We start from the raw sequence: 26276 nt of genomic DNA on the forward strand, positions 1-26276 counted from the left end.
TTCATGTTCATCCCCATTTTAACCGATTTTCTCGCTGTATCAAATGGCTTGAGCAACCTTTTGTTCACCGATAACACCATGCAAGATGAACGCTTGTGCTGCAGCTATTCGAGCCAATGGAATTCGGTAAGGGGAACAGCTAACATAATCCAACCCCGTCAAGTGGCAAAAGAAAATCGACTCTTTATCTCCGCCATGTTCCCCGCATATGCCCGTTTTGAGCGATGGCTTAACGAGCCTACCCGCATTCACGGCTAAGTCAATCAATTGTCCGACTCCTTCTGTGTCAAGCACTTGAAACGGATTATGCGGGAGAAGCTTCTGATCGACATAGTGGGTTAGAAATTTACCCTCCGCATCATCACGGCTATAACCATACGTCATTTGCGTCAAATCATTGGTGCCAAAAGAGAAGAAATCGGCATAGGCTACAATTTGGCGCGCAGTAAGAGCCGCTCGTGGAACCTCGATCATGGTCCCGACCTTATATGGACAATCCCGAAGTTTGTCTTTCCCCAGCACCTGTTCCGCAACGAAGTCAACAAGCTCTCTCAAAATTTTCAGTTCATTGGCATGACCCACGAGTGGAATCATGATTTCTGGAAGAACTCGAACGCCTCTGTCGATACAGCCTGAAGCTGCACAGAAGATGGCCTCTATCTGCATATCATAAATCTCCGGATATACAATTCCCAATCTGCAGCCCCGCTGTCCGAGCATCGGGTTAGCCTCATGGAGAGCTTGCACTTTGCGAAGCAGGTGAGCGATCTCTTCTCTTTCTAAGTCTGACGCACCTTTATTATAAGTCAGCTCCGTATGTCTTTTTTGCAGATCTTCGAGGTTCGGTAAAAACTCATGCAAAGGTGGATCCAGCAACCGAATCGTTACCGGAAGGCCATCCATCTCCTCGAACATGCCTTCAAAATCTGACTGCTGCATGGGAAGCAGCTGTGAAAGAGCCTGCAAGCGATCCTCTTTGTTATCCGCCAGGATCATTCGTTGAACGACAGGCAGACGAGTTGGTGAGAAAAACATATGCTCCGTTCGGCATAAACCGATCCCTTGAGCACCCAGCTGTCTGGCGATTTTCGCATCTTCCGGATTGTCTGCATTCGCGTATACTTTCAGCGTGCGAATATCATCCGCCCACTCCAGCATAACGAGAAGTTCATCCGTCATTCTCGCTTCATGTAAAGGCATTGCACCGATAATGACGCGCCCACTTGCGCCATCTAATGTAATCCAATCGCCTTCTTCCACGACTCTGCTTCCCGCAAACATCCGTTTCTCATCAAGCACAATTCGGACTTCTTCGCAGCCGCAAACGCAAGGTTTACCCATTCCCCTTGCCACAACAGCGGCATGACTCGTCATCCCACCGCGGCTCGTGAGCACGCCTTCCGATGCGATCACACCATGAATGTCTTCGGGTGTTGTTTCGTTTCTTGCTAGAATGACCGTCTTGCCGGCGCGGCTCCATTCTGCAGCCGTGTCTGCGTCAAATACAAGCTGTCCAACCGCGGCACCCGGCGAAGCAGGAAGTCCTTTAGCCAACACATCCTTTACAGCCTCTTCATCGATACCTCTGTGAAGCAGCTGATCAAGATGAGACACTTCGATGCGTTCAACGGCTTCCTGCTTAGTCAGTAAACCTTCATGCACTAAATCGACGGCAATCTTGAGCGCAGCTTGGGCATTTCGTTTCCCGTTTCGGGTTTGCAGCAGGTAAAGCTTATTATTTTCAACCGTAAACTCGATATCCTGCATATCTTTGTAATGTTTCTCTAACTGCTTGGATGCCGCAAACAACTGCTCATAAATCAGGGGCATTTCGCTTTTCAGCGCGGCAATCGCCAGCGGTGTTCTGATACCGGCAACCACATCTTCCCCTTGTGCATTAATCAGGTATTCACCGAAAAATGTATTCTCACCCGTGGATGGGTTTCTCGTAAAGACAACGCCTGTACCGCAACTGCTGCCCATATTGCCAAATACCATGCTCTGAATGTTAACGGCTGTTCCCTGTTCATCTGGAATCCGATTTATTTTACGGTAAATCTGAGCTCTTTGATTGTTCCATGACTTGAATACGGCCTCAACTGCCAATCGCAACTGCTCGTAGACATGCTGTGGAAAAGCTAGGCCTGTTTTAGCCAGAATACACTTTTTGTAATCTTCGATAAGACCCTTCCAACCCTCAGCTGTAACATCCTGATCTTGCTGGGCGCCCTCTTTCTCTTTCAAACGGTGCAGCAGCTGCTCGAAATGATACCCTTCAATGCCAAGCACTACGTTACCAAACATCTGCATCAAGCGACGGTAGCAATCATAAGCGAACTTTTCATTGTTCGTAAGAGCAGCCAACCCTTGAACGGTTACGTCGTTGAGACCTAGATTCAAAATGGTATCCATCATCCCCGGCATCGAAGAGACAGAACCGGAACGAACGGAAACAAGAAGTGGATTGTTCGCATCCCCGAATGTTTGTCCCTTTTGTTTCTCTAACTGCTTGAGAGCTGCTGCAATTTGTTCAAGCAGGTCCTCTGAGATCCGATTACCAACCTTAAAGAAAGCTAAGCAGGCCTCTGTCGTAATGGTGAAACCCGGTGGTACGGGAAGGCCGGCACGTGTCATCTCAGCGAGATTAGCCCCCTTTCCTCCCAGTAAAGATTTCATTGAAGCATTTCCCTCCTGAAAGGGTACCACTTGTTTCTGAGTCATTATTTGTTAGCCTCCTTATTTTTATCGATACATTGGGTTGAATTGCACAAGCCGTAGAATTTTTTATATCCGTCCGTAGGTAACGTTGCAATCACTTCATTACATGATTTACAAATGATAACACCAAGATCATACCGATGAATGGCCGCCAATGTTACATGGTTTGTGTTAGACATTTCGTTTCCCCCTTTAGTTGTGTGCTTTCGGCACGTGACATATGAGCTACTAAATCAATGACTCGGTTTGTGTAACCCCATTCGTTGTCATACCAGGCCAGCAGCTTAATTTGGTTTTCGTGCGTCATAATGCTAAGACCGTCAATAATGGCAGATTTCTCATTACCTATATAATCCGCAGAAACAAGCGGCAATTCATTGTAGTCAACAAAGGTTCCTATTTGCCCAGCAATCGCCTTTTTAATAGCGAACTTCACATCATCAACGCTAACTTTACGACCGACCACCACTTGAAGATCTAACAAAGAAACATCTTGTGTTGGCACGCGAACGGAGACGCCTTGAATTTGGGATGCGAGATGAGGAATCACATCGATAAGTGCTTTCCCCACGCCAGTTGAAGTCGGAATAATAGAATTTGTGCATGACCTCGCACGTCGAAGATCTTTATGCGGGTTATCCATATGATTTTGATCATTCGTAAAAGCATGAACCGTTGTCATCCAACCCTGTTTAACAGAAAAAGCTTCATCTAGGATATGCAAAACTGGTGCGATACAGTTGGTTGTACAGGAAGCTGCAGATACTAAGCGATGCTGCTTGGGATCATACTTCTCTTCATTCACACCCATGACAACTGTGAGGTCCATATTCGTCCCTGGTGCAGTAATCAAAACCTTCTTAGCTCCAGCAAATAAATGTCGTTCAGCACCATGCCGATGATTGAACTTTCCGGTTGCATCCACAACCAATTCAACACCATAATCCTCCCACGGCAATAAATCCGGCTCTCTTTCACAAATGACAGAAATCAGCTTTCCATTAATCTTCATTAAGTTGTCATTCAACACGTCAATTTTCGCGTCCCATGTGCCATGAACCGAATCATATTTCAATAAATGGGCTAACACATGAATGGGGCTTGTTGAGTTGATAACGTTGATTTCAAAATCCTGCTGCTTCTCGGTCAATGCTTTTCTCAAACAAAGCCTTCCGATTCTACCTGTACCACTAATGCCAACTCGCATCTCCATCCCCCAATTTCATTATTTAGTATGTCATAAATGTATCATAAGGTTATATAATGTACAATATATATTTTAAAGTTCACAAAAATATCATCATTTGTCACTATTATAGGGACTTATTTTATATATGACGTCATATATAGCGTCATATTTAAGACACGATAGGACCTCGCGCGGCGCGACGAGCTGTAAGCGACTTTTCCGCGCTTAACGGGCGGCTTCTTTCATAACTTCCCATACAATAAAGAAACCGCGTTACGACGGTTAGTCGTAACGCGGTAGATAAAACATCATCAATTAATCTTTGTAAGACTAAAGGTGTCATTAGCAAGTGTGTACGAGTTACTACTCGGATCCTTGCCCGTTATTTGTAGTCTAAATTGTTTGTTGCCAGGTGAAGCAAAGGTCACTTCCCCAAAGCTTACTGTCGTATAGTTCGTGCTGCTCTGACGCTGATCTACTGAGTTCCCTTGAGCGATACCGTCGATATACAACTGAGCAGTGCCTCTATCGGGATGCTTTTTGACCCTTGAGCTTACGATATAAGTTCCAGCAGACGGAACATTTACTGTATATTGAATCCAATCGCCCACGGCATTAAAATTGCCATAGCTGAGCGATCCGCCGCTAGCCGCTGCATCTGCTGAATTTACACTTGTGTCTCCGGCTGATTTATGTGGTAAAAAAGTTCTCAGCATACCTTCCCTCATTAAAACTAACCCGCGCATGACTAATGAGTTCCGCCCTGCGCGGGATTCCGCTTTTTATTTAAGCTTGTTCATGTAGTCGACATATTCCTTTTCGGCATCGGCGGTTGCCGGATACCATTCTTTTTCAAGGAAATCTTTAAACTCTTGCAGCGAAATAGCACCCATGACGTATTTCATCTCTCTGTCATCTTTTTTCTTTACCACATCCGGAATAGTGCTGTTCAAGTTTAAAATTTTCGGCGATCTTACGGCCGGCACATTAACGGATGTCATTTGTTTCATTGCTGTATCCAACTGCGCTTTGTATTTGCCAAGACGCTCTGGCGTGTCGGCATTTTCAATGATCGCGGGATTGCCGTCAATCGCGTTAGCGATTGTCATGTAAGTACTTGTCGTGCTTGGAAGCTTGGCTGTCTGGTCCGCTGTACGGCTAATGATCTTCGTGGAAGGTTTATAGCTATCGAATGTAAGCCCTTTCAATCCGATTTGGAACAAGGTATTTGCTTCCGTCGTATTGCCCCAATCCAGGAATTTCAAGACAGTATCTATATTTTTGCTCGACTTGGAAATCATCCATCCGCCCCACGTTGCAGGAGTCACCCAATCCGTAGCAACACCCTTGCTATCTTTTAAAACGCCTTGATAGGTGTACTTCTTATCCGACTCTTTTTCCTTGGAAATGTTCCCCATTACCGCGTATTGGTGAGCGTAGATGATACCGATTTTGTTTTGGTTTAGCTTTTCTTGATCCACATAAATTTTATTGATCAAAAATTCAGGATCGATCAACTTCTCATCATTCAATTGCTTTAAGTAAGTCAAGTAAGGGATATAGCCTGACATCTTTTCACGTATTTTATAGCTTCCGTCCGTGTCCTTTGCGCCATTAACAATAGGTAGAGTGAATGCGGAAGCAAGAAAGTTTGATGCGTTCCATATCGAGTTGTTGCCTAGCGATGGATTGGAGAAGCTCAAGCAAAACGTATCCGGTTTTCCGTTGCCATCAGGATCGTTCTTTGTGAACGCCTTACAAACATTCGTAAATTCATCAAGGGTTGTAGGAGCCTTTAGATTCAACTTATCGAGCCATTGCTGATTGATCATATATCCCCAATGATTAACGACATTCGCTCTGGGAATGATGTAGGTTTTGCCATCGTTAACTGATTTGACGCCGTCCCACATTTCTTTCGTGATGTTTTTCATCAGATTGGGGTATTTGGCAATTTTGTCATCCAATGGCGCTAGAAGACCGTTTTTGGCCCAAGTTTCCATATTGGCGTCAGCGCCGCCCCAGTTGTAAACAAGATCCGGTAGATCGCCCGATGCCATTAACACCTGCAGCTTATCCACATAGTTATTGATCGGCGGAGCTTCGATGGATAATTTGACGTTGGCCAGCTTTTCAACTTCGGCAATGACAGGATTATTTTCTAACACAATTCCGGCATTCACCCTATTAAACATCTTAATAGATACAGTCGCAGCCTTTGGACTCGAGCTTGCTGCCGAGCTGGTGCTTGTAGGTGCCGCTTCACCCTTATTGTTGTCCGTACTGGCGCCGCAGCCCGCTAAAACAGTGGCTATCAGCATGAGACAAGCGAACGTACTTGCGAAATTTCTTCCCACCTTTTTCATTGTGAACACTCCCTTATACATCGAGTTTATATTTCAACTGCAAAAGATTGCAGATAAAACCGAACTTCTGGAAATCAGCCGCTTAACCTTTAATCGAGCCCACGAGCATTCCCTTCATAAAAAATCTTTGCAAAAAGGGATACACAAGCACGATCGGCAGTGTGGCAAAAATGATGATGGCCATTTTTATCGTAAATTCCGTTACGCCTGAGCTGGTATCCATCGCATCCTTCACAATGCCTCCGTCATCTACTACCATATCCCGCAAGATCAGCATGAGCGGCCAAAGCTCCCGTTTGGAGGTATAAATAATGGCCGAGAAGAAGGTGTTCCACTGCGTCACCGCATGGAAAATCACAAAAGTGGCAATCGCTGGCTTGGAGAGCGGGATAATAATCTTGTAAAGCACTTTAATTTCATTGGCGCCATCGATGAAAGCAGATTCTTCAAGACTCGCCGGTATGGCGCTTACAAAGTTTTTCATCAAAATCAGGTTGTAGGCGCCAAGTGCGCCGGGCAAAATCATACTCCAAAGTGTGTTATAGAGGTGCAGCGTCTTCACCAGGTAGAAATTGGGGATTAATCCACCGTTGAAAAACATCGTAAATGTGATGAGGACCAAGATCACGTTCCTGCCCTTAAGATCCGGCTTGGAGAGCGGGTACGCAGAGACAAGAAGCAAAAAGATATTTAACGCCACGCCGATAACGGTGATCAAAATGGTATTTTTATAGCCGGTCCACATAAGCGGCATCTGAAGAATTTGTTTGTAAGCACCGAACTCGACGTGACTGGGTATCAGCTTTAAAGGATTTTGCAAATATTCCGAGTAGGGTGTAACTGAGAAGGAAGCCACATAAAAGAACGGGAATAAGCAAGCTAAAGCGAATAGTGAGACAATGATATAGTTGAAAAAGTCAAAAACTTTATCGCCAAAGGATCGAATTATCAATACAGGGGCCTCCTTTTCTAATGGCCTTTACTAATGGCATATCTTACCAAATCCCGTCTTCTTTCAGCAGTTTGGCAATTTGGTTGCTGATGAGTATAAAGATGAAGCCAATGACGGAGGTGAATAGCCCGACGGTTGTTCCAAAGGAGAAGCGACCTCCAAGTATACCCACTCGGTACGCATACGTTTCGAACACCTCGGAGACGTCCAGATTCATTGGGTTTTGAAGCACGAAAATTTGTTCGAAGCCATTTCCCATCAATTGACCAAGTCTCAGAATGAATAGAATGACTATCGTAGATTTGATACCTGGCAGCGTTACGTGCAATAATCTCTGCAATCTGCTTGCCCCGTCTATACTCGCTGCCTCGTATAATTCTGAATTAATGCCTGCAATTGCAGCCAGATAAATGATGCTCCCCCATCCTGATTCCTTCCATATGCTGCTGAGCACGACGATTGGGCGGAAATAATCCGGATCGGCTAGAAAGAATACAGGATCTATGCCTAACTCTTTGAGAAAGATATTGACAATTCCCCAAGACGGGGAGAGGAAGTTGACCAGTATGCCTCCAATAACAACCCACGAAATAAAGTGAGGCAGATAGATCATGGTCTGAGTGACGCGTTGAAAACTAGCCATTCGGATTTCATTCAATAACAAAGCCAGTATGATGGGGAACGGGAACCCGAAAACGAGCCGCAATAGACCAAGGTAAAGTGAATTCCAAAACACCTTGTAAAAGTCGCTTAAGCCGAACATGTACCTGAAATTTTCCAACCCTATCCAAGGACTGTGAAGAATGCCTTTTGCAAAATTGAAATCCTTAAACGCAATCATCACCCCATACATAGGGATGTAATTGAAAACGAGGAAATAAATGACGCAGGGCAGCAATAACAGATACAGATACTTCTTTTTGTTCAAATAACGAAATGTGCCTTTGACATTGGCAGATACGGAACTCATTTCCTTCACCTCAAATTCTTGTTGATATGTGTTTCTGTGGCTTTCGTTCACCTCTATGAAGCAAGTATAGTATTTACGCAATTCGACAACATCTACGAACATTGGGAAAATGGATACTATTTTTAGGTGAGACAAAAAAAAGCCCGGATGCGATCATCCGGACTCTGTTTATTTATTTTGAGCAGCGCGCTGCTGTCTGAAAATATCATAGATGTCTTTCGTTAAAATCATATGGCTCTTTTCATTCGCATAATAATTTCTGTACCAATCATCGACCTGCTTCCCTCCAGCCTTCTCCCATAGTGCAATGGCATCCTGCATGGCCTGCTCCGGCAAATAATTGGGGGTCAAAATGGACTTGATCCAGATATAGCCATCGCCGACGCCCACGTGATTCGTTGTGTTGGACAAGATCTGCTGCAATTCTTTGGGCAGCTGAGGCATCTGCTCGGAATGCGTCGGACCCGCAACTTGAAGATCAAAATTGATAAACGAAGAGTTCAACTCAAACATTTTCTTCACGTCCGCTTGAAAGGGATCATTCGCATTCAGTTTCTCCGTTCCGTAATAACAATTGCCCGACAAAATAGGAGAAGCCAGCATGGCAAAATCACCGGTGGCGAAATTAAACTCGGTTTTCCATTTGTCCAGATCTGTCACCTGCGGGCATTTCCCCGGTTCCGTCTTACTGTGCACACCTTCAAATCCGTAATACATCGTTTTCATAAAGGCTTCAGAAGAGGCGAAATCGACAAATTTCATAACGGCCTCCGGGTCCTTCGTCCCCGCATTGACAACACCCGTCATTTGAATTGGATTCACAAAAATAGGATTAAATTGCCCCACCGGCGTCTTCGGATAAGGAATGACCGTAATCTCGGCATTCGGATTAGATCGTTTCAAAGGCATATAATAGTCGTTATAAAAGGTAATCGGAACATTAAATTGATCCATGTAAATGCCGATTTTGCCTGTAAGGAAATCCTGCTTCGCCTTCGAGCCGTTCTTATCGTTCAAATATTGTTGATCGACTAAACCTTCGCTGTACAGCTTTCTTTTGAACGCAACGACCGCTTGGATATGGTCCCATCCATGGACAAGTTCGCCGTTTTGAACTACGAAGTCCGGGTAGGTAACACCAAACATTTCGTTCAGAACAGCTCCGGAGTTATAGGACATGGCCATGCCGTACGTATCGTTTCTGCCGTTGCCGTCAGGATCGAGGTTGGTAAAAGCTTTAGCTGCCTGATAAAGCTCCTCCGTCGTCTTGGGAATGTCCAGCTTCAGCTTTTTTAACCAATCAGTACGTATAAACAAGCCTCTCTGGGGTATGGTTTCATTAATCCGTCCAAAGTGATATAACTTGCCATCGGATCCGGTTCCAGCAATTCGTAGTGCCGGATATTTCTTCAGCAGCTCTTTATAATTCGTGCTGTATGTATCAATCATATCGTCGATTGGACGCAGCAATTTTTGATCGATTAGCGTATTTTTAATTTGCGGGGCATATTCCAGAATCAAATCCGGCGCTTCCCCGGCGGCGAATAACGCATTCAGCTTTTGTTCCGACTGCGTCCGAGGGATAGGAACAAACTTGACATCGACAGGTCCAGCTTCACTAATCCATTGCGTAATCTTATTGTTATCGACCTTCCCTTCTTGGGAAGGAATGTTTCCACGGTCATAGATAGTGACTGTAATTTTACCTCTTTTTGCGCTTATTGGCGCTTCCGCATCCTTCTCTTTGGTACTGCAGCTAACCGCCATACTTAGAAGTGCAGCCAACATCAGTGTTGGAAGGAGAACCCGTTTCATCAAGTCAATCATCTCTTCCTTTCTCTCCTAGTTGACTTCACTCAGCTTGCGGTATTCCTTCGGCGAGCAGCCGGTAAACTGCTTGAACAGCTTGGCAAAATAATTAGGCAGATCATAGCCGACATGGCCTGATATTTCGGTAACGCTCATATCTGTATTCGAAAGCAGTTGTTTGGCTTTCTCCATCCGCAATTCGATCAAATAGGTAACGAAGCTGCGCCCCGTCTCTTTTTTAAACAAATGACTGAAATAGGCCGGATTCAAATGAATCTGCGATGCTACATGCTGCAAAGAAAGCTGTTCGGAAAAATGCTCTTTCATAAAGTGAATCGCCCTCGATACCGTTTTGGCGCTGTATTTATACTGCCATTCGAAAAACGTGTTCATGAAAAGATCCGTTTCACCCCTCATCCAATCATAAACTTCCTCCGTGCTGGAGCAATCGTGCAGCTTACTAATCCTATCGCTCATTGCTTGTGGATTGTGATCTTGTTCAAGCTGTTTACGGGCCGTCTCCTGCATAGCGAAACTCAGTGATAATGCTTCAATCTTGCATATATCGGCGTGCATGCGGCAGATGTCCTTCATTAGCTGCTCCAAATACTGTTTTAAAGAATCGGACTGCCCGGCTAACAGAAATGCCCCCATCTGTGCGCTAACTAGCTGCACCTTGGCCCGATTGATCTGTAAAGTAGGCTCGACGTCATGTCCCTTATCGGGACTTGCTGGCTGGTCCATCCCGGCATTTGTCAACAAGGACTCATAGAGTTCCGGCAGTTCTATTGGATTATGAATGATGCCAGCCTCAAAAGCTCGGACGTTTAAACCAAGCAGCTGTTGAATCGTTTCGCATGCCTCCTTACACAAGGCTTGTTCTTCCACGTCTTGCTTGACGAAAAGTGCAAATCGCCCGGATTCGATAAGCAGCAATGTTCCAGGGATCTCATATGCGTCCAGTATTTCGCTAATAATATTCAGGACAGCGAATTGCAGCAGCGGCACATCACGCTTAAGATATTGCTTTTGAATGGGAAAATAGTCGGTAATTTGAAACAAAACGAACTTACAATTCTGCAACTTCCCCCGTAAATGTAATACCGATTCCATGGGGTAAGGAAATCTTAGCATCATTGCGCGAATCGTATTTTCCAGTAGCAGTTGGTTCTCGCTTGCTTCTTTTCTCAGTCTGGCCTGCTTGTCGGACATGAGGACGCTCACTTTCTCCAAGGCTCCGTACATATCCTGTTTACTGCAAGGTTTGACAAGCAAATCGAGTGCTCCGTAACGCAGCGCCGCTTGTGCATATTGGAAATCCTGATACCCTGTAATGACAATGACTTCAATCTCGGGGAAATGAGTCTTGACACGCTTCAACAGCTCTAAACCGTCCATTAATGGCATACGGATATCTGTTATGACAAGGTCAGGCTGCAATTCGGCAATCCATCGCTCTGCTTCTTGTCCGTTCTCGGCTTCCCCGCAGACGTTCCAGCTAGTTCCGGATTCTGCGATCATTTTCGCAAGCCCCTTACGAAACAAGGGCTCATCTTCAACTAGCAGTATTCGTGTCATCTGCCATCGCCCCCTCTCTGGTATGATCAATGTTGTAAGGCAACATTAGCTGAATCAAAGTACCCGTAGATAAACGAACTATATCCAACCCATAAGGCTCACCGTGAACTAAGTCTATACGTCTGATAACGTTGCGAACGCCGATGCTTTCACGTTCCCTGCTCCCATCGTACATATTCTGATCAACCAAAAGCTTCAACACGGTATCCGGATGCATGCCGCATCCGTTATCTTCAACTTCAATCAGCATATTGGCATCTTTACGGAAAGCGCGAATCGTTAATCGCTTGTTCACCGTCTGATTCTGAAAAGCATGAACGAACACATTCTCGACCAACGGCTGAATCAGCAGCCTTTGCATTTGGCATTCCGCTAGTGTCTCATCCGCTTCAATATGAACGTAAAGCTCTTCGCCGTGACGCGCTTCCTGAATGGTTATATAGTTGCGTATTTGAGCCAACTCATCCCGCAGGGTACTGGGTGTTGTAACCGTTGCCAAAGAATATCTCAGCAGCTCCGACAAGCTGGTAACGAGCGCGGCCGTTTCATCATCATCGTAAAGAAGCATGATCTTCCAATAAATTGAATTCAAGGCATTATGCAAAAAATGAGGATTCAGTTGAGCTTGCAGCGCCTTAAGTTCAGCCTCCTTTTCGCTAAGCTTGCTTACGTACACCTCCTGTATTAACGATTGAATATCCGTAACCATCTTATTAAAGCTATCCGCCAAAAAAGCGAATTCATCATTCGACGTTTTGGGAATAACGACTCGTAAATTCCCTTCCCGCACCCGCTGCATAGCCTTTACAAGCACGTGTAAGGGCTTCAGCATTCTGCCGCTAAATAAGGAGACGCTCACCGCCATCAAAATAATACTGACAAATCCAGAGAAAATGGCCAAATGATAGACACTCAATCCCTTAGCTTTGATCTCTGCAAGTGATATCCCGCTCACCAGAGTGAACGAGCGCGGCTCGAATACACTTTTGACAAATAAGTAATCATCCCCGTTGTGATGTTGAATAACCGTTGCTTCCTTATTTTCCAGCTTTGGCTCAATCCCCGGTCTGCCTTCTGGCTCACGGCTATAAAGCAATCGATTGTATTGATCGTAGATATAGGCTCCTGATGTCCGGCCAGCTAAAAGCGGGTCCAACGAATTGCCCAAAAATGCCTCGTCGATGATCAAAATCATCATGCCGTATACGGTCTGTGTCTTCGTAGATTTAAGCCAACGGGCAGCAACAAGGCTGCTTTTTTCACCGGACGGTTCGGAGGAATCGGGAATTTTCATCCGCTGCCACACCATTTCCGCAGACGTATCTTTCCTGCCGTTCTTGACCTTTTCATAAAAATCAGGAAAGGTGACCTGTATCGAAGGGTTCGATTGGCTATAGTACATGTTGTAACCTTGCAAATCGACAAGGTATACGGCCCTGATATGCGGTGTTTCATTTTTTAGGGGGAGTAAAATATTGGCCAGATCCCTCTCCAGCAAAAAATTTCGGTAAGCACCGCTTTCACCTTCTGCCGGCTCGGCAGACATCTCTTGAACGATCTGTTCCACATACGGATGAAAAAAAACAAAGTCGGTTATGCGGTACATATCCTGAATTTTAAAGCCAAGCTGTTGAATCGTTTGTTCGCTTGTTTTGAGATACTGCTTGCTGATCTCGCTCTCAAACAGGTTTACATTCATCCGGTATGAAACATATCCCGTTATCAATGAACAGACAATGATAATAACAGACAGCGTTAGAATTAATTTCACTTTAAAATGTTGATTGATATATTGAATGAGGTGGTTATGTTTCATAGGGCAATGAATTCCTCCTGAAGAACAGCGCGTAGAAAACCAACAAGAGAAGTTGCTCACTGAACGCAACTTCCCTAGGTAATAACTATTATTTTGTATCAGGCAAGCACAACCGGATTAGATCGTAAACATGGGCTGTTGCCAGACATTCTACCGTATCTGCCGCTCCATAGTAGATTTTGACCTCACCACTGTCCTCCAAAATCATTCCCCCTGGAAATATGACATCGTTGCGAAAACCGCCTTCTATCTCATAGCTCAATTCCGGTGCAAGTAAAGGCTCCTGGCACATCCCGATGATTCGATAGGGATTGTCCAAATCCAGCAGCATGATGCCGGCTGTGTATCGCTTCTTCCAATGCGGTTCCCAGCTCGTTTTTGCCTCGGGCATGATCAATATCTACCGCATGGAACGTGGTGAGCCAGCCCTTGGAGGTTCGTATCGGAGGCGCAGCCGGACCAATCTTATCGTTGGCGAACGGCACCTGCTCCAAGCCGAGCAGCAGCTCGGTATTCCCCCAATATTTTAAATCAGGCGAATCGGAGATCCATATATCAAAGCTATCTTTTCCGCCTTTACCATAGACCGGGAACGGGCGTTCCAAGCGGACATATTTGCCACCCAATCTTTCAGGAAATAACACCATATTTCGATTGTCTGGGGCAGAGAGACTAAGAATCTCGAAGTCCACGAAATCATCCGTAACCGCGATTCCCCCGCGCACACCGTGCTTGGTATCTACTGCAAAACAAACATAGCAGCGCCCGTCAATTACCGTTAACCGCGGATCGTACGTTCGAATAATCTCATCGCTTTCAATGTCAAAGCATGGCTGCTTCTGCACGTCCCAATGAATGCCGTCTTTACTAAAAGCAAGCCCCAAATTGGTGGTGCTGATCGGAAGTAACGTTTCATTTGCAGCATCGCCATAATCATTACGAAACATCATGACATACTGTCCTTCATATTTGGCAACACCTGCATTAAAAACAAGTGCAGGATTATAGGGGACATCGCCCGGAGCTAGAATCGGGTTCATAGCATGTCTTGTGATAAACTTGCTTGATTTCAGCGAGCTTGTGAAAACCATGGAAGAGTACTCCTTTGCATCGTATTTTAACACCTTTCATACAGCAAATATAGTACATTCCATCTTCTTTAACAGCTAGCAATGATTGAAAAATAGATAAGATTTTTAGGTGACATCCGAATCTTCGAAACAAACAACGGTCATTCTATGAATTCTTCCATCAAATCCATACTCACACCCATAGCTGCTTTGCTGCCATCGGCCGCGGCATAAATTAATTGCGATGGCATGAAATACGACGCATCCCCGGCGGCATATAAATCAGTGACCGAACTTCTTCCAAACCCATCTGTCTTAATTCCACCTAATTCCGTCAATTCGCAGCCCAAGCTTTCTCCAAAAGATGTTTTTGGCACAAATTTAGGGGTAACGAATCCACCAGCTCTCAGGATATGAGTACCATCTGTAAATTGGACCTGCTCAAGCAATCCATTTTGACCGATAAAGGCCTTAATAGGTTGTTCCATGACCCTAATTCCCTTCGATTCAAGCCATTCTTTTTGCTGATCCGACAATGACGCATGACCGTTCGTGCATAGCACCACATCCTTACTCCAATTGAGAAGAAGTTTGGTCGTGTGGAAAGCAGACGGAAACTCGGAGACAACAACAAGCGGTTGATCCCGAAGCTCCCAGCCGTCACAGAAGGGACAATTAAACAAACTCTTCCCATATAACGGATAAAAACCTTCGATCTCGGGAAAGATCTCCTTTACACCCGTTGCCAAAATCAGTTTTCGCGCTTGAACACTAACACCAGATGATGTGAACATCTCAAATCCATATTTGGCTTTGTTAACAGAAGTAACCTCGGTTCGCCAATGGTTAACTGACGGATATTGCAGCACTTCTTCATAAGCAATACGTCTGAACTCAGACGGTGCTATGCCATCTCTCGTAATAAATCCATGAGATGCGTGTGTTACGGCATTTCTAGGCTGATTATTGTCAATCAAAGCTACGCTTCTCCTAGCTCTACCAAGTACAAGTGCTGCATTCAAACCAGCTGGTCCTCCGCCAATAATGGCACAATCATAAATCATGATGATCATCTCCTATTAAAGTTTTCGATTAAAGCTATAACAGACTCTTAATATCTATAATTACTTTAAAAAAACGACTTAGCTCAAACTGAAATTAACTTTGTGAGCCAAGTCAATAATTCTTGTTTTTTTGAGATGCTGCTCCATCAAATCTTCTGCTTCAACCATCACTTTTTGAATCAAACATTCAGAACCGTGGTCAAAATCACAGTCAAATAAGGAAGCAGTACCCTCAATGGCATGAATGATATCCAAGAAAGTAATCTCATCTTTTTTTCGGGTAAGTCGGTAGCCTCCATTGGCCCCAGAAGCCGATTCAATCATCCCTGCTTTCACAAGCTTTGTTAAAATTTTAGAGAGATAGCTTGGTGAGACTCCCTGAGCCTCTGCTAATTGCTGAACGCCTACGGGCTTGGTTGGGGAAGCGGCAACGACCATAAGCATCGTATGCAAAGCATAATTGGTTGCTTTTGAAAATTTCATGATCTCACCTCAATTACAGACTTCATGTGTCTATAATATCGTTTGACTGTAAATGTGTCAAGAATTTCCCGGGCAATTATTTAAAGAGGCAACGTAGATTTTTATATGTTTAATGATTGTGCTGGCTTGTTTAAGAGTAAAATATAATGTTTAATGTTTACTTAAACGACTAATTTCGGATTTTGGAGCGAGTGATGGAGATGAAAATGGAAAAACACAAAGACAAATGGAACGACCTCTTCGAATTGGCCATGTATGTGACTGCCGCAATCTGCTTTGTTTATTTTTGGATAAAAGGCAGCCAAGCAAAGATGCTTCAGGCCATTTTGATTGTTGCTGTGCTGCTGATCATCCGAATCGTAGTCAAATTCACAAAGACCACGATGTTTGCAGCGTTGCGATTTTCTGTCCTATTGTTCATTTTTATCACAATGTTTTTGGCAAACGAGTTTGGATTTTACAGCGTAATCCCTTATCTAGATAAAATCGAGCATATCTTTTCGGGCTTGATCCTTTGCTTCATCGGTTTATTGATTTATATGAAAGCAAGTAAAGGCGAGAAAACGGCCGTGCCGAATGCGAAAGTTGCCGTGTGGTTTTGCCTTTTCTTTTCCATCGCCATGGCCGGCGTTTGGGAAATATACGAGTTTACGACGGATAGTCTCTTCGGTCTCCATTCACAGTTCGGAAGCTTGGTCGACACGATGACGGATATCATTTGCGGAACCATAGGCGCTGTAGTGACCTGTATTTATCTAGCTTTCAAGGCGAAGCGCAGAAAAATGCCGCTGATTGACGTGAAATCCTGATCTCACCGGGGCTATCCCCAAAAAATGAATTTAGAATATTCAGTTTTTAAAACTTCGAAGCCTGAATGCTCTTCCATTGGATTAATCCAATGGAAATAGAGATTTGACAGACTAAAAGCCAATTGTATTGGAATATTTCCAATACAATTGCGAATTTCGAGGCAGGAGAGTCGATTCCATTGGAAAATTCCAATGGAAGTATTCATTGCAAGCTGAATACAACTCGAATGTTCCATAAGGTCAAAATTAAAGGGCTGTCCTCAAATAGATAAAAATCTACTTGAGGACAGCCCTATTTTTTTACCAGTAAGCTAATCTTATCGTTGAATCCCGATAGTAACAATTTCAGAAGGACCTGTCGGCAAAGATACTTGGCCTCCGGCGTTAGCTTCAATACTCGGACCGTGTACTTCCATAATCGTACTCTTATAGAAGGTGTATAGAGGTATATTGGAGTTTAGTTTGAGCTCGGTGTTTTGGGAGCTCATGTTGTACCAACGGAGCAGCAGATCGCCAGTTCCTTCATTCATTTTCATGGAGGAAAAAGCCATCTTCTCGCCTTCCCAACGGATTGGTGCATACGTAGGTGCGATGCGTCCAGAGTGAATGCCCGTTTGACATAACGTCCACGGAATTTGGAACTGGTAGGCTTGCTCATAAGCGCCGTATTGTTCGCCTTCTCCATTATACGGAATGATGGTCATTCGGACGGTGTGCTCGCCCAGACACTGAGCTTCCGGCGTCGGGAACAAGCCCCAGTCGCCCAGCTCTCCTACTGCGCGAAGCAGCGTCACGGCAATCGTATTGCGTCCGTCGCGCAGAACTTCGTATTCGTTCAATCCGAGGTTAGCAACAACAAGACCAGCCTCTGCCTCGCTTACATCAATGAATGCCTGTTGATGCTGCGTATTGCTTGGATTTTCCCATTCAGCTGTTGGCGTGTTGTCGCGCTGCGGGATTTCAAACATGGAGTCGACGCGGTGAACCTGTGAATTAAGATCCGATGAGAACAACATCCGTAAACGATGATCTTTGGCCTGATTGTTGAAAGAGGACTCGATCTCTACCCCTTTGCCACCACGGCTCAGACTGACAATGGTACGGATCTGCATAGGTACCATGCGAGCTGATCGCTGCGCTTTTCTGTGTGGATAGTAGATCAAATCGCGCTGCTCTTCTTCCAGTAATTCGTCCGCTGACCCAGGAATTTCCCAGTCGTGTACAATTTCAATAGCTGCCTGATAGGCTGTATCCTTTAACACGCGGATATGAGCAGCTAAGCCGTTGGTTGTAAGCGGCGTCTCGCCATCCGGTTGTTTGTACATATATTCGTTGCCGATATCTCCGGTATTCTCATATACGCCTAAATCACGGTAGGTACGGCCATTCTTCTTGTCAGTCAACGTGAATGAACCGTTATCCGCGATTTCGATCTTCAGCGATTCATTCTCCAGCACCCGGTCACCCACTAACAGCGAGGAATCAACAATCTCCTCATCCCTTTTAACCCAAGCATACGTCTTGAGTCCCAAAGCAGGAACCTTCTCCGCTTCAAAAGTCAGCTTCACTCTACGGCACATATACGGCTGACGGAACTTGTCGTCCGGCAAATCGTAACCGAATTGCAGTCCGAGATCTTCAAAAGTGCAAGCTACGTCATTTCCCATCGCGTCCACGAGCGTACGGCCTGAAAGATCCGCCGCCTTCGCAAAACTGCTTGCTTCTTCTAGCGTGTATCCATCACGGAAGTACAAACGCAAGGCATCAAGCTCGATACTCACTACGCCGGTACGCTCCCAACCGGATGTATTAAAAACAACGACCGGCAGGGCGCCTTCGCCCGCTTGCGCAAAGCTCGACGTATCGATCACTTCAGCAATCGCTCGTTTGCTGTCATCAACGATCGATTCCGCCACGTGACGGCTTTTCTCGAAGCGAGTCACCATTTCCCGGTGTACTTCGTCTACGGAGCAGCCGCAAATGCTATCGTGCGGATGATTCTGCATTAATGTTTTCCAAGCATATGTGAACAGATGATGCGGGTATTTCTCCCCAACTTCGAGGACATGTGCGAAAGCGGCCAGCGGTTCAGCCACTTTTTCTAACATCGCTTGCCCCAGCTGATTCATTTGCTTCAAGTAAACACGAGCCGAAGCGGTGTTCACGAGCGTAGACCAACCGTCTGTCCGTTGACTGCGAAGCTCACCTTTTACCGTAGAAAGTTCATGCTTCAAGGAACGCTGAACAGCCTGCAAGTAATCGATAAAATTCGAATGAACAAAATTCGTATCCGGATACAGCTCGCGCGCAGCTTGAATCGCTTCAGGTAAGTCCAACTGAACCGGCTGATGGTCGCACCCATTCATAAAGAGCAGCTCGCCAGTCGATGCGTATTTCTCTGCGTCCGCTAGCTTCCGCTCCCAGTACGCTTTCGCTTCTTCCCGGTCTACTGGAATTTCATTTCCGTTCGAATACCAGTTGGCGAACAGAATGCCGAGTACCTGGGAACCATCGGGTCCTTCCCAAAGTAGTTCCGAGAATGACGATTCATAATCTCCGTCAGAAACAGTATTGTTAAAACCAGTCGGCTTCACGCCGCGACCAAATAAGGCATTCGTGATCCCAGACTGCTGCATCAATTGCGGTGTTTGGCCTACCAGTCCGAACGTATCAGGAAAATAACCGATCTTCGATACATCGCCATATTTCTTCGCATCTTGATGCCCGATCTGCATATTACGCACATTGGCTTCACCGCTGGTCAGAAATGCATCCTGCAAAATATACCACGGACCTATTAAAATACGGCCGTCCTGAATAAATTTGGTCAATCGATCCTTTTGGTCCGGTCGAACCTGGAGGTAGTCCTCCAAAATAATCGTTTGTCCGTCCAAAAAGAAGCTGCGATAATTCGGATCCAGGTCCATTTTATCCAGCAGCGTATCTACTAGCTTAACGAGACGAACATGATGCTTCTCATATGGTAAATACCATTCCCTGTCCCAATGCGTATGGGAAATGATATGAGCGGTTCTCTTGGTACTCATCGTTTAACTCCTTTCAATATGGACTTCCTCCGGACGGTATACGGAGATGAGATTGCCTTGCGCATCTGCAGCAAAGAGAACGGAACGCTCTTTCTCTAGCGTAAATGCATAAGTTGCCTCGCTATCCGTATCCTTCACTTCGATATTCACGTTCCATGCAAATTCAGATACGAATACATACAGGAAACCGTTCTTAAAGCGTAACTTCCTTCCATATACACCTGCGATGTCGCCACCCAGCAGCCATTGCAATCCGCTTTCACAGCCCGCGGCATCGATGGCATATCGATACAGGCTGGCGACCGTGTCCAGTCGTTCGTTCAATTCAACAGGCAGCGGACTCCAAATGAGTCTGCCTTTGCCCAGAGGTATATCGACAACCGCATCGCCAGCGCTGCTAGAAGCTGTACCTGATTCCGAACGTCCAGCCCGCACTTCTTTCACGACTTCAGCAATTCGGCGCTTGTCAAAGGAAACCGGGAGTGCTGCACCTTGCAGCCCAAGCATTTCTTCGCGGCGAACATTGTGAAGCTCAGCTGCACCCAGCTCATCGATTAGACGCGGAGTTTGCTTCCAATACGCATCAAGGCTGATCGGACCAGTCGCAAGCAGCGTCGCACCTGTACGCTGTACAATATCTACAAGCTTCATCCAAGCTTGTTCATCAAGATTGTGCGCGCTCGGCAAAATGATCAACTTCGCCGGTTGGTCCTCCAACGCATCCAAATGATATTCCGATGCCGATCGGAACGGCATCTTCATTTGATAGGACAGCACGCGCGTCATTCTAGTCGTCGCATCAAACGCCAATTTCCGGTTGGAAAAATCGTTCGAATAAGGGAAAATCGCGACGATGTCTTCCAACGCCCGATCTTGGAACAAATCTCTGATTCCAGCCATAAACCGCCCGAAATCGTAAGAAACATCAGCTTCTGGCTTCTCCGTACCGTCAGCACGAAGCGCACCGATATGTGATTCGTTGGCATTATCCATATAGAAGTTAGTATTCCAAATCCAATGAATAGCACCGGCGCCTCCGGTAGCAAATGCATAGGCATACTTGCGCTCCAACAGGCTGCGCAGTTCGTTCTCCGAACGTTTAGCGCGCCCATCCGGTGTCTCCACGTACATGATGCCTGTTTCTTGAATGACGTTCGGCTTATTCGCTGTTTTGGCAAAAATACCGTCCCAAACGAGGTTATCGTTCAGCCACCAAGAGTGCACGGTTGTATAATCCACCGCTTCCTCATAAAACAAAGGAGAAGGTCGCTGCGCGCCAAGTGCTTCATCCTGTCCGACCACCACAAGATGATCCGGACTGATCTCTTTAATCGTATCGTAGAGCTCTTTGGCCCAACGGTTATGCATATCCATCGAGAACAAGCAGTAATCGAGCCAACGTGTCCCTTTCTTGCCCTTGTGCATATCCTGCACGTCGAAATTGATTTCTTCAGCTTCGGGAATAGCCGCTGACTCAAAAGTAGGAAGCTGTTCAGGCGACATATTCCACCGTTCCTGAAGAAGCTCGATGCTGCCATGACGCTGCTTAAGCCACTCTACAAAAGCCTGCCGTTCGTAGATATCCCGGGTGGAACGCGGTCCCTCGGAAAAAATCAGCGCAGGATCAAACATCGAAGGCTCGTTGATCAGATCCCAATCCACATGCGTCGTAGCACGGTGACGCGAAACAATAGAGCGGATAAACCGCTTTTGTGCCTCTACGCTTTGCGGATCGAGATAAGGGTTAACCCCTTCCCAAGTCTCTGGCGTAAAGGAGAAGAAGGTGAACGTTACCTGGAGATTGTGCTTCTTAGCCGTTAAGAAGAAAGCATCAATTGCTCTCAGAACTTCTTCGGAAGCATGTCCGTCCACCTGCATAATATTGCGATAAGCCGTCCAAATCCCTGTTCGGATCCAATTGATGCCCGCTTTGGCCATTTGGGCCATATCACGATCCCAGACATCGCTATTGGGAAGGAACAAGAATTTGCGAGCAACATCGGAAGTCATATACGTCATGCCGACGATCGGCAGCGGACGTCCGTCCTTGATGAAATAATCGCGATCACAGGTAATCGGTTGTCCCTCCGCAAGCAGCAAGGGGTCGTGCCCCCAGAAGCCTTGGCGAAGCACGCGAAGCTCCCCATCCTCAGATGTTGCCGTGCAAGTCACACGGTATAAACCACGTTGTATGTCTAGTGGCACCGGGATGCGCACCACATTGAATTCTTTATTCACTTGGGCTGTCAAACGATGGGTCCACACGTCCTGTGCGCCACCTTCATGAGCTACATGAAGATCAAATGTCCACTGCTTCGAGGCAGCTCCAGTTTGGCGCCCACCAATTAGCTGAGTTTGGAGCGTGAGCATCGCATGCTCTCCCGGCTCGAAGCTGGCATAATTCGGCTTGATCCACAGCTCCGTAACGCCATTAGCGCAAAATGCCGCCCACCCCATCAATGCATGTGCCCCGCCTTCGTTCCAAAACGAAGGACTAAGCGGTACATTGACAAACATCCAACGCGAACCGATAAACGTGCCGCGCGAGTTTTCCCAAAGAACGACAGGCGCAGCAACTTCGCGGCCTTCCTTACTGATGCTTTTCAAAAGCGGATAAATCTGTGTGCTCATGGTACCCGCAGCGCCCATTTGATCTGGCAGGTCGCTGTTACGTGTCGTATGCGGAACCAGATTCCACGTATCTGCAAGCGCGAACATCGATTCCTGCCCCTGAAGCAGCGGCAAGGTTTCTAATGCTGTATAGGAGCGCATTGGAATTGCTTCAACACGAAGTATTTCATGAATGTATAACTGCTGATGATAGGCGGTCTGCTCCGACTCTATATGCCAGCCATCAGCTTCCCGGCGCACCGGACGCTTGAAGGCTGCGCCGCCAATACTAAGCAGCCCGCCGCCGCGTTTCAAGAATGCAAGGATTTCCGGCCATGTGGACTTAGGAAAATACGGGGCATGCAGATTAACAAAGCATCCACCAACCGCCGACCGGAGAGCTTCTCCAAGTGCATCGGCGCCTACAACAACTGCACCTTGCGCTGCGAGTAGATCGGCATTCACTTCACTTGAATTGCTGATCGGGAATGCAGAATCATAGAAAATAATGACCGGTCGACTCATAGTAAACCATCCTTCATCGCTTTATACACCAACTGAGAGAATAAACTGTTCGACCAAGCGAACCATTTCCGCGTAAAAATCGTTGGATCATCGACATGAAAGCCCTCGTGCATAAACCCAGTGTCTGCATCCGTCGCCTCAAGCATCGCGATCATAGCCAGCTTCTCTTCATCTGTGGAAGCCGTCAAGCCTTGCATGGACAAGGCCATATGCCAAATGTAATCGTCTGGCGTATGCGGACTGCCGATGCCTCTCGCAACTTTGCCTTCGAAATAAAATGGATTCTCTTTGCTGAGCGCAAATCGTCTTGTGTTCTGATAGATCGGATCATCCGCCGATACATAACCCAGATAAGGAATCGACATCAGCCCTGGCGTGCCCGCATCATCCATCAAGCAATAGTTCCCGAAGCCGTCTGTCTCATAGGCATAGATCGGACCAAATGTTGGATGACGATAGATGCCATATAGTTGGATGCCATGGTCGATATCCGCTTCAAGGGCTTTCAGATCGTGGAGGAAGTCCATATCTCTGAATACCCACTCCACAAACTCTTGCATATGGCGAAGCGCCACAACCGCGAACATATTCGCTGGAATATTGTAATGAAAGTCGCAGGCATCGTCACTTGAACGAAAGCCTGACCATACCATGCCCGTGTAATTTACTGGCATCCCCATCCCGTTATTGCGCAGCGAATCCGTCGGAATTCCGTTATTGCGCGTGAAACGATAAGGGGACTTTTCAAAGTGATATTGTTCCGTCTTAAACAATTCGTAGATTTTAAACATCGCAGCTTTAAATCCCGCATCGAAAATATCCGTTAACTCCGTTTCCTTCCAATACGCATAAGCCAGCCGCATCGAGAAGCATAACGAATCCAGTTCAAATTTACGTTCCCATACCCATGGCGACATTTCCGTTTGATCCGCCTTGTTCCAGTGCCAATCGTTCGCTGATTCGTTGAACGCATTGGCATATGGATCGATATGAATATATTGGATATGACGCTTGATTAAGCCGCTAATGATGCGCTGTAGATCAGAATCCTGTTTGGCAAATGGCACATAGTGCATGACTTGTTCCACAGAATCGCGCAGCCACGACGCCGGGATATCTCCGGTGATGACGAATGTGGTGCCATCCTCCATCAATTTGGTCGTCGTCTCTAATGTATTAGGAAAACAATTTTTAAATAGCTGCAGCAGCTTCGGACGATGCGCCAGCTTCTCTTCGGCCTCCAGCAATACCTCTTGAATTGCCTTTGGCAGCTCCAGTTTCGGCATCGGAATTTTCGGCAGTCTGAATTGTTCCACGGTAAGTCCTCCAAATTTTTCTAGTTTCGAAGAATGCACTTTTACGTTACTCTTTCACGGCGCCAATCGTCAAGCCTTGAATAAAGTACCGTTGGAAGAACGGATAAGCAAAAATAATCGGCCCAGTTGCAAGAACAACCATCGCCATACGGGACGTATCTTGCGGCAGCGATTGCAGTAAGCCTACGCCAACAGAAGGGTTGCTTGCATTCTGAAGCAGGAACTGCATGCTGTTCTCGATCCGCATCAGCATCGATTGTAAAGGCACTAGTTTCGGTGTATCGATATAGAGCAGTGCATTAAACCAATCGTTCCAGTATCCCAGAGTACTGAACAAACCTATAGTGGCCAGTCCAGGGAGCGAGAGCGGCAGCACTAGTTTGACGAAAATCCCAAATTCACCGGCCCCGTCGATTTTCCCAGATTCAATAATGGCGTCAGGAACAGATGTGACGAAGAAAGTACGCATAATCATGATGTAAAATGCATTTCCGGCCAAAGGCAGAATCAAAGCCCAGATTGAATCTTTAAGTCCCATCAATTGTGTAACAACGATATATGTCGGTACAAGTCCACCGTTAAACAGCATCGTGAAGAAAGCAAAAAAACCGAAGGCATTGCGGAATTTAAAGCTTTTGCGTGAAATCGCATAGGCAAACGTAGCTGTGATAAGCAAGCTTACAATCGTCCCTACGACAGTTACAAGAATGGTAACTCCATAGGAAAGCAACAGCTGATCACCCGCTTTAAAGAGATAGCGATAGGCATCGAGGCTCCATTGTTCCGGAATAATGCGGTAGCCATTAGCACTTAACGTCTTCTCATCCGTAAATGAAATGATCGTTACAAACAAGAACGGAAAGATACAAGCGAGCGCAAAGAGGCCCGCGACAAGATTAAAAAGTATATTTAAAGCAGGCGGCAATTTATGGAAGTCACGGCTTTTCATTGGTTTAGCAATCATTTGGAAATCCTCCTTTCCATGAAAATAGTTTAGAACAACGCATTATCTTTATCGAATTTTCTAACGATATAGTTCGAAGTCATAACCAGAATGAAACCGATAACTGATTGATATAGACCGGCTGCAGTACTCATACCGATTTCTCCCGTAGATTTGAGACCACGGTATACATACGTATCAATAACATTCGTCACGGAATACAGAGTACCTGAATCTCTCGGCACTTGCAGGAACAATCCGAAGTCTGCATAGAAAATGCGTCCGATTGCCAGCAATGTCAGAATCGTCATGAGCGGCTTCAGCATAGGGAAAGTAATGTGTTTGATTTGCTGCCATTTGCTCGCTCCGTCAATCATCGCGGCTTCATACAGCGATTTGTCAATCCCCATGATCGCGGCCAAATACACAACGCTGCTGTAACCGACCGATTTCCACAGGTAAACAAAAATGATAATAAGAGGCCAATACGTCTTGTCGTTATACCAATGGATCGGATCAATTCCGAACCCGGAGAGAATGTGATTCAGCATACCTTTATCTACACTAAGAAAACTGAACACGAAGTAACCAACGATTACCCACGATAGGAAGTAAGGCAGGAACATCCCCGTTTGATACAACTTCGCCAGTTTTTTATTGACGATTTCCGATAACACAATGGCTAACCCTACGGATAGCACAAGCCCTGCAATAATAAACACAATATTGTAGAGAAGCGTGTTCCGCGTAATGATATAGGCGTCATTGGTGCTGAATAAAAATTTGAAATTTTGCAGTCCTACCCATTTGCTTTCCATAATACTTGCCCAAAAACCATCGCGGCTATAGCGATACTGCTTAAAAGCAATCACCATGCCGGCCATCGGCAAATAAGAGAAGAACAGGAACCAAAGCGTCGCCGGCAATGCCATCAGCAGCAGAACTCTACTTTGTTTAACATCTTTAAAAAATGCTCCTATTCCTTTCATAAAATCACCCCTCAAGATCATT

Annotated in this window: 18 protein-coding genes and 1 pseudogene; 1 reads left to right on the top strand and 18 read right to left on the bottom strand. The window is 45.9% G+C overall.

What is annotated here, in order from left to right:
* Positions 1-39: 39 nt before the first annotated feature.
* From ppdK to GC098_RS11160, 13 genes and pseudogenes are all read right to left on the bottom strand, one after another.
* Entirely contained in the window at positions 40-2721 is a 2682-nt protein-coding gene (gene ppdK / locus GC098_RS11100; protein ID WP_171643226.1) for a pyruvate, phosphate dikinase, read from the bottom strand.
* Complete coding sequence (locus GC098_RS11105; protein WP_171643227.1) at positions 2721-2897, bottom strand: GapA-binding peptide SR1P; 177 nt, start codon at positions 2895-2897, stop codon at positions 2721-2723. Before GC098_RS11105 ends, ppdK begins: the two co-directional genes overlap by 1 nt.
* Positions 2876-3931: a type I glyceraldehyde-3-phosphate dehydrogenase gene (gene gap, locus GC098_RS11110; RefSeq protein ID WP_171643228.1), complete on the bottom strand. Its 1056-nt coding sequence runs from the start codon at positions 3929-3931 to the stop codon at positions 2876-2878. Before gap ends, GC098_RS11105 begins: the two co-directional genes overlap by 22 nt.
* 287 nt (positions 3932-4218) lie before the next feature.
* Positions 4219-4623, bottom strand: coding sequence for a carbohydrate-binding protein (locus GC098_RS11115; protein ID WP_171643229.1), 405 nt, complete (start codon positions 4621-4623; stop codon positions 4219-4221).
* Between the two features lie 66 nt (positions 4624-4689).
* Positions 4690-6273 carry an extracellular solute-binding protein gene (locus GC098_RS11120; protein WP_171643230.1) on the bottom strand — a complete coding sequence of 528 codons (1584 nt, stop codon included), beginning with the start codon at positions 6271-6273 and terminating at the stop codon, positions 4690-4692.
* Between the two features lie 82 nt (positions 6274-6355).
* The gene (locus GC098_RS11125; protein WP_171643231.1) at positions 6356-7225 is read right to left on the bottom strand and encodes a carbohydrate ABC transporter permease; all 870 of its coding nucleotides are present in this window, start codon (positions 7223-7225) and stop codon (positions 6356-6358) included.
* Between the two features lie 43 nt (positions 7226-7268).
* On the bottom strand, positions 7269-8195 hold the full coding sequence (locus tag GC098_RS11130) for an ABC transporter permease (RefSeq protein WP_171643232.1): 927 nt from the start codon (positions 8193-8195) through the stop codon (positions 7269-7271).
* A gap of 168 nt (positions 8196-8363) precedes the next feature.
* Positions 8364-10022: an extracellular solute-binding protein gene (locus tag GC098_RS11135; protein ID WP_171643233.1), complete on the bottom strand. Its 1659-nt coding sequence runs from the start codon at positions 10020-10022 to the stop codon at positions 8364-8366.
* Positions 10023-10037: 15 nt separating this feature from the next.
* Positions 10038-11582, bottom strand: coding sequence for a response regulator (locus tag GC098_RS11140; RefSeq protein WP_171643234.1), 1545 nt, complete (start codon positions 11580-11582; stop codon positions 10038-10040).
* Complete coding sequence (locus GC098_RS11145; RefSeq protein WP_171643235.1) at positions 11560-13398, bottom strand: cache domain-containing sensor histidine kinase; 1839 nt, start codon at positions 13396-13398, stop codon at positions 11560-11562. Before GC098_RS11145 ends, GC098_RS11140 begins: the two co-directional genes overlap by 23 nt.
* A gap of 88 nt (positions 13399-13486) precedes the next feature.
* Positions 13487-14489: pseudogene (locus tag GC098_RS11150) on the bottom strand (glycoside hydrolase family 130 protein).
* A gap of 140 nt (positions 14490-14629) precedes the next feature.
* The gene (locus GC098_RS11155; protein ID WP_171643236.1) at positions 14630-15532 is read right to left on the bottom strand and encodes an NAD(P)/FAD-dependent oxidoreductase; all 903 of its coding nucleotides are present in this window, start codon (positions 15530-15532) and stop codon (positions 14630-14632) included.
* Between the two features lie 78 nt (positions 15533-15610).
* Positions 15611-16015, bottom strand: coding sequence for an Rrf2 family transcriptional regulator (locus tag GC098_RS11160; protein ID WP_171643237.1), 405 nt, complete (start codon positions 16013-16015; stop codon positions 15611-15613).
* Positions 16016-16221: 206 nt separating this feature from the next.
* On the opposite strand from GC098_RS11160, the gene GC098_RS11165 reads away from it, so the two are divergent.
* Positions 16222-16824, top strand: a complete 603-nt coding sequence (locus GC098_RS11165; RefSeq protein WP_171643238.1) for a DUF2238 domain-containing protein — start codon at positions 16222-16224, stop codon at positions 16822-16824.
* Between the two features lie 317 nt (positions 16825-17141).
* Here GC098_RS11165 and GC098_RS11170 read toward each other — a convergent pair whose 3' ends face one another.
* The 5 genes from GC098_RS11170 to GC098_RS11190 are packed head-to-tail and all read right to left on the bottom strand — an operon-like array spanning position 17142 to position 26254.
* The gene (locus GC098_RS11170; RefSeq protein ID WP_171643239.1) at positions 17142-19871 is read right to left on the bottom strand and encodes an alpha-mannosidase; all 2730 of its coding nucleotides are present in this window, start codon (positions 19869-19871) and stop codon (positions 17142-17144) included.
* A gap of 3 nt (positions 19872-19874) precedes the next feature.
* A complete protein-coding gene (locus tag GC098_RS11175; protein WP_171643240.1) occupies positions 19875-23006 on the bottom strand; it encodes a beta-galactosidase in 3132 nt (1043 codons plus the stop codon).
* The gene (locus GC098_RS11180) at positions 23003-24322 is read right to left on the bottom strand and encodes a glycoside hydrolase family 125 protein (RefSeq protein ID WP_171643241.1); all 1320 of its coding nucleotides are present in this window, start codon (positions 24320-24322) and stop codon (positions 23003-23005) included. The genes GC098_RS11175 and GC098_RS11180 overlap by 4 nt, the downstream gene beginning before the upstream one ends.
* 46 nt (positions 24323-24368) lie before the next feature.
* Entirely contained in the window at positions 24369-25286 is a 918-nt protein-coding gene (locus GC098_RS11185; RefSeq protein ID WP_171643242.1) for a carbohydrate ABC transporter permease, read from the bottom strand.
* Between the two features lie 29 nt (positions 25287-25315).
* The gene (locus GC098_RS11190; protein ID WP_171643243.1) at positions 25316-26254 is read right to left on the bottom strand and encodes an ABC transporter permease; all 939 of its coding nucleotides are present in this window, start codon (positions 26252-26254) and stop codon (positions 25316-25318) included.
* Positions 26255-26276 lie beyond the last annotated feature (22 nt).

The organism is Paenibacillus phytorum (genome assembly GCF_013141715.1).
Classification (GTDB): Bacteria; Bacillota; Bacilli; order Paenibacillales; family NBRC-103111; genus Paenibacillus_E; species Paenibacillus_E phytorum.

Coding starts and splice junctions, on each gene's coding strand:
- gap (WP_171643228.1), bottom strand. CDS start 3,931: ATGGAGATGCGAGTTGGCATTAGTGGTACAGGTAGAATCGGAAGGCTT.
- GC098_RS11105 (WP_171643227.1), bottom strand. CDS start 2,897: ATGTCTAACACAAACCATGTAACATTGGCGGCCATTCATCGGTATGAT.
- GC098_RS11165 (WP_171643238.1), top strand. CDS start 16,222: ATGGAAAAACACAAAGACAAATGGAACGACCTCTTCGAATTGGCCATG.
- GC098_RS11135 (WP_171643233.1), bottom strand. CDS start 10,022: ATGATTGACTTGATGAAACGGGTTCTCCTTCCAACACTGATGTTGGCT.
- GC098_RS11175 (WP_171643240.1), bottom strand. CDS start 23,006: ATGAGTCGACCGGTCATTATTTTCTATGATTCTGCATTCCCGATCAGC.
- GC098_RS11120 (WP_171643230.1), bottom strand. CDS start 6,273: ATGAAAAAGGTGGGAAGAAATTTCGCAAGTACGTTCGCTTGTCTCATG.
- GC098_RS11155 (WP_171643236.1), bottom strand. CDS start 15,532: ATGATTTATGATTGTGCCATTATTGGCGGAGGACCAGCTGGTTTGAAT.
- GC098_RS11140 (WP_171643234.1), bottom strand. CDS start 11,582: ATGACACGAATACTGCTAGTTGAAGATGAGCCCTTGTTTCGTAAGGGG.
- GC098_RS11130 (WP_171643232.1), bottom strand. CDS start 8,195: ATGAGTTCCGTATCTGCCAATGTCAAAGGCACATTTCGTTATTTGAAC.
- GC098_RS11145 (WP_171643235.1), bottom strand. CDS start 13,398: ATGAAACATAACCACCTCATTCAATATATCAATCAACATTTTAAAGTG.
- GC098_RS11185 (WP_171643242.1), bottom strand. CDS start 25,286: ATGATTGCTAAACCAATGAAAAGCCGTGACTTCCATAAATTGCCGCCT.
- GC098_RS11160 (WP_171643237.1), bottom strand. CDS start 16,015: ATGAAATTTTCAAAAGCAACCAATTATGCTTTGCATACGATGCTTATG.
- GC098_RS11115 (WP_171643229.1), bottom strand. CDS start 4,623: ATGCTGAGAACTTTTTTACCACATAAATCAGCCGGAGACACAAGTGTA.
- GC098_RS11170 (WP_171643239.1), bottom strand. CDS start 19,871: ATGAGTACCAAGAGAACCGCTCATATCATTTCCCATACGCATTGGGAC.
- ppdK (WP_171643226.1), bottom strand. CDS start 2,721: ATGACTCAGAAACAAGTGGTACCCTTTCAGGAGGGAAATGCTTCAATG.
- GC098_RS11190 (WP_171643243.1), bottom strand. CDS start 26,254: ATGAAAGGAATAGGAGCATTTTTTAAAGATGTTAAACAAAGTAGAGTT.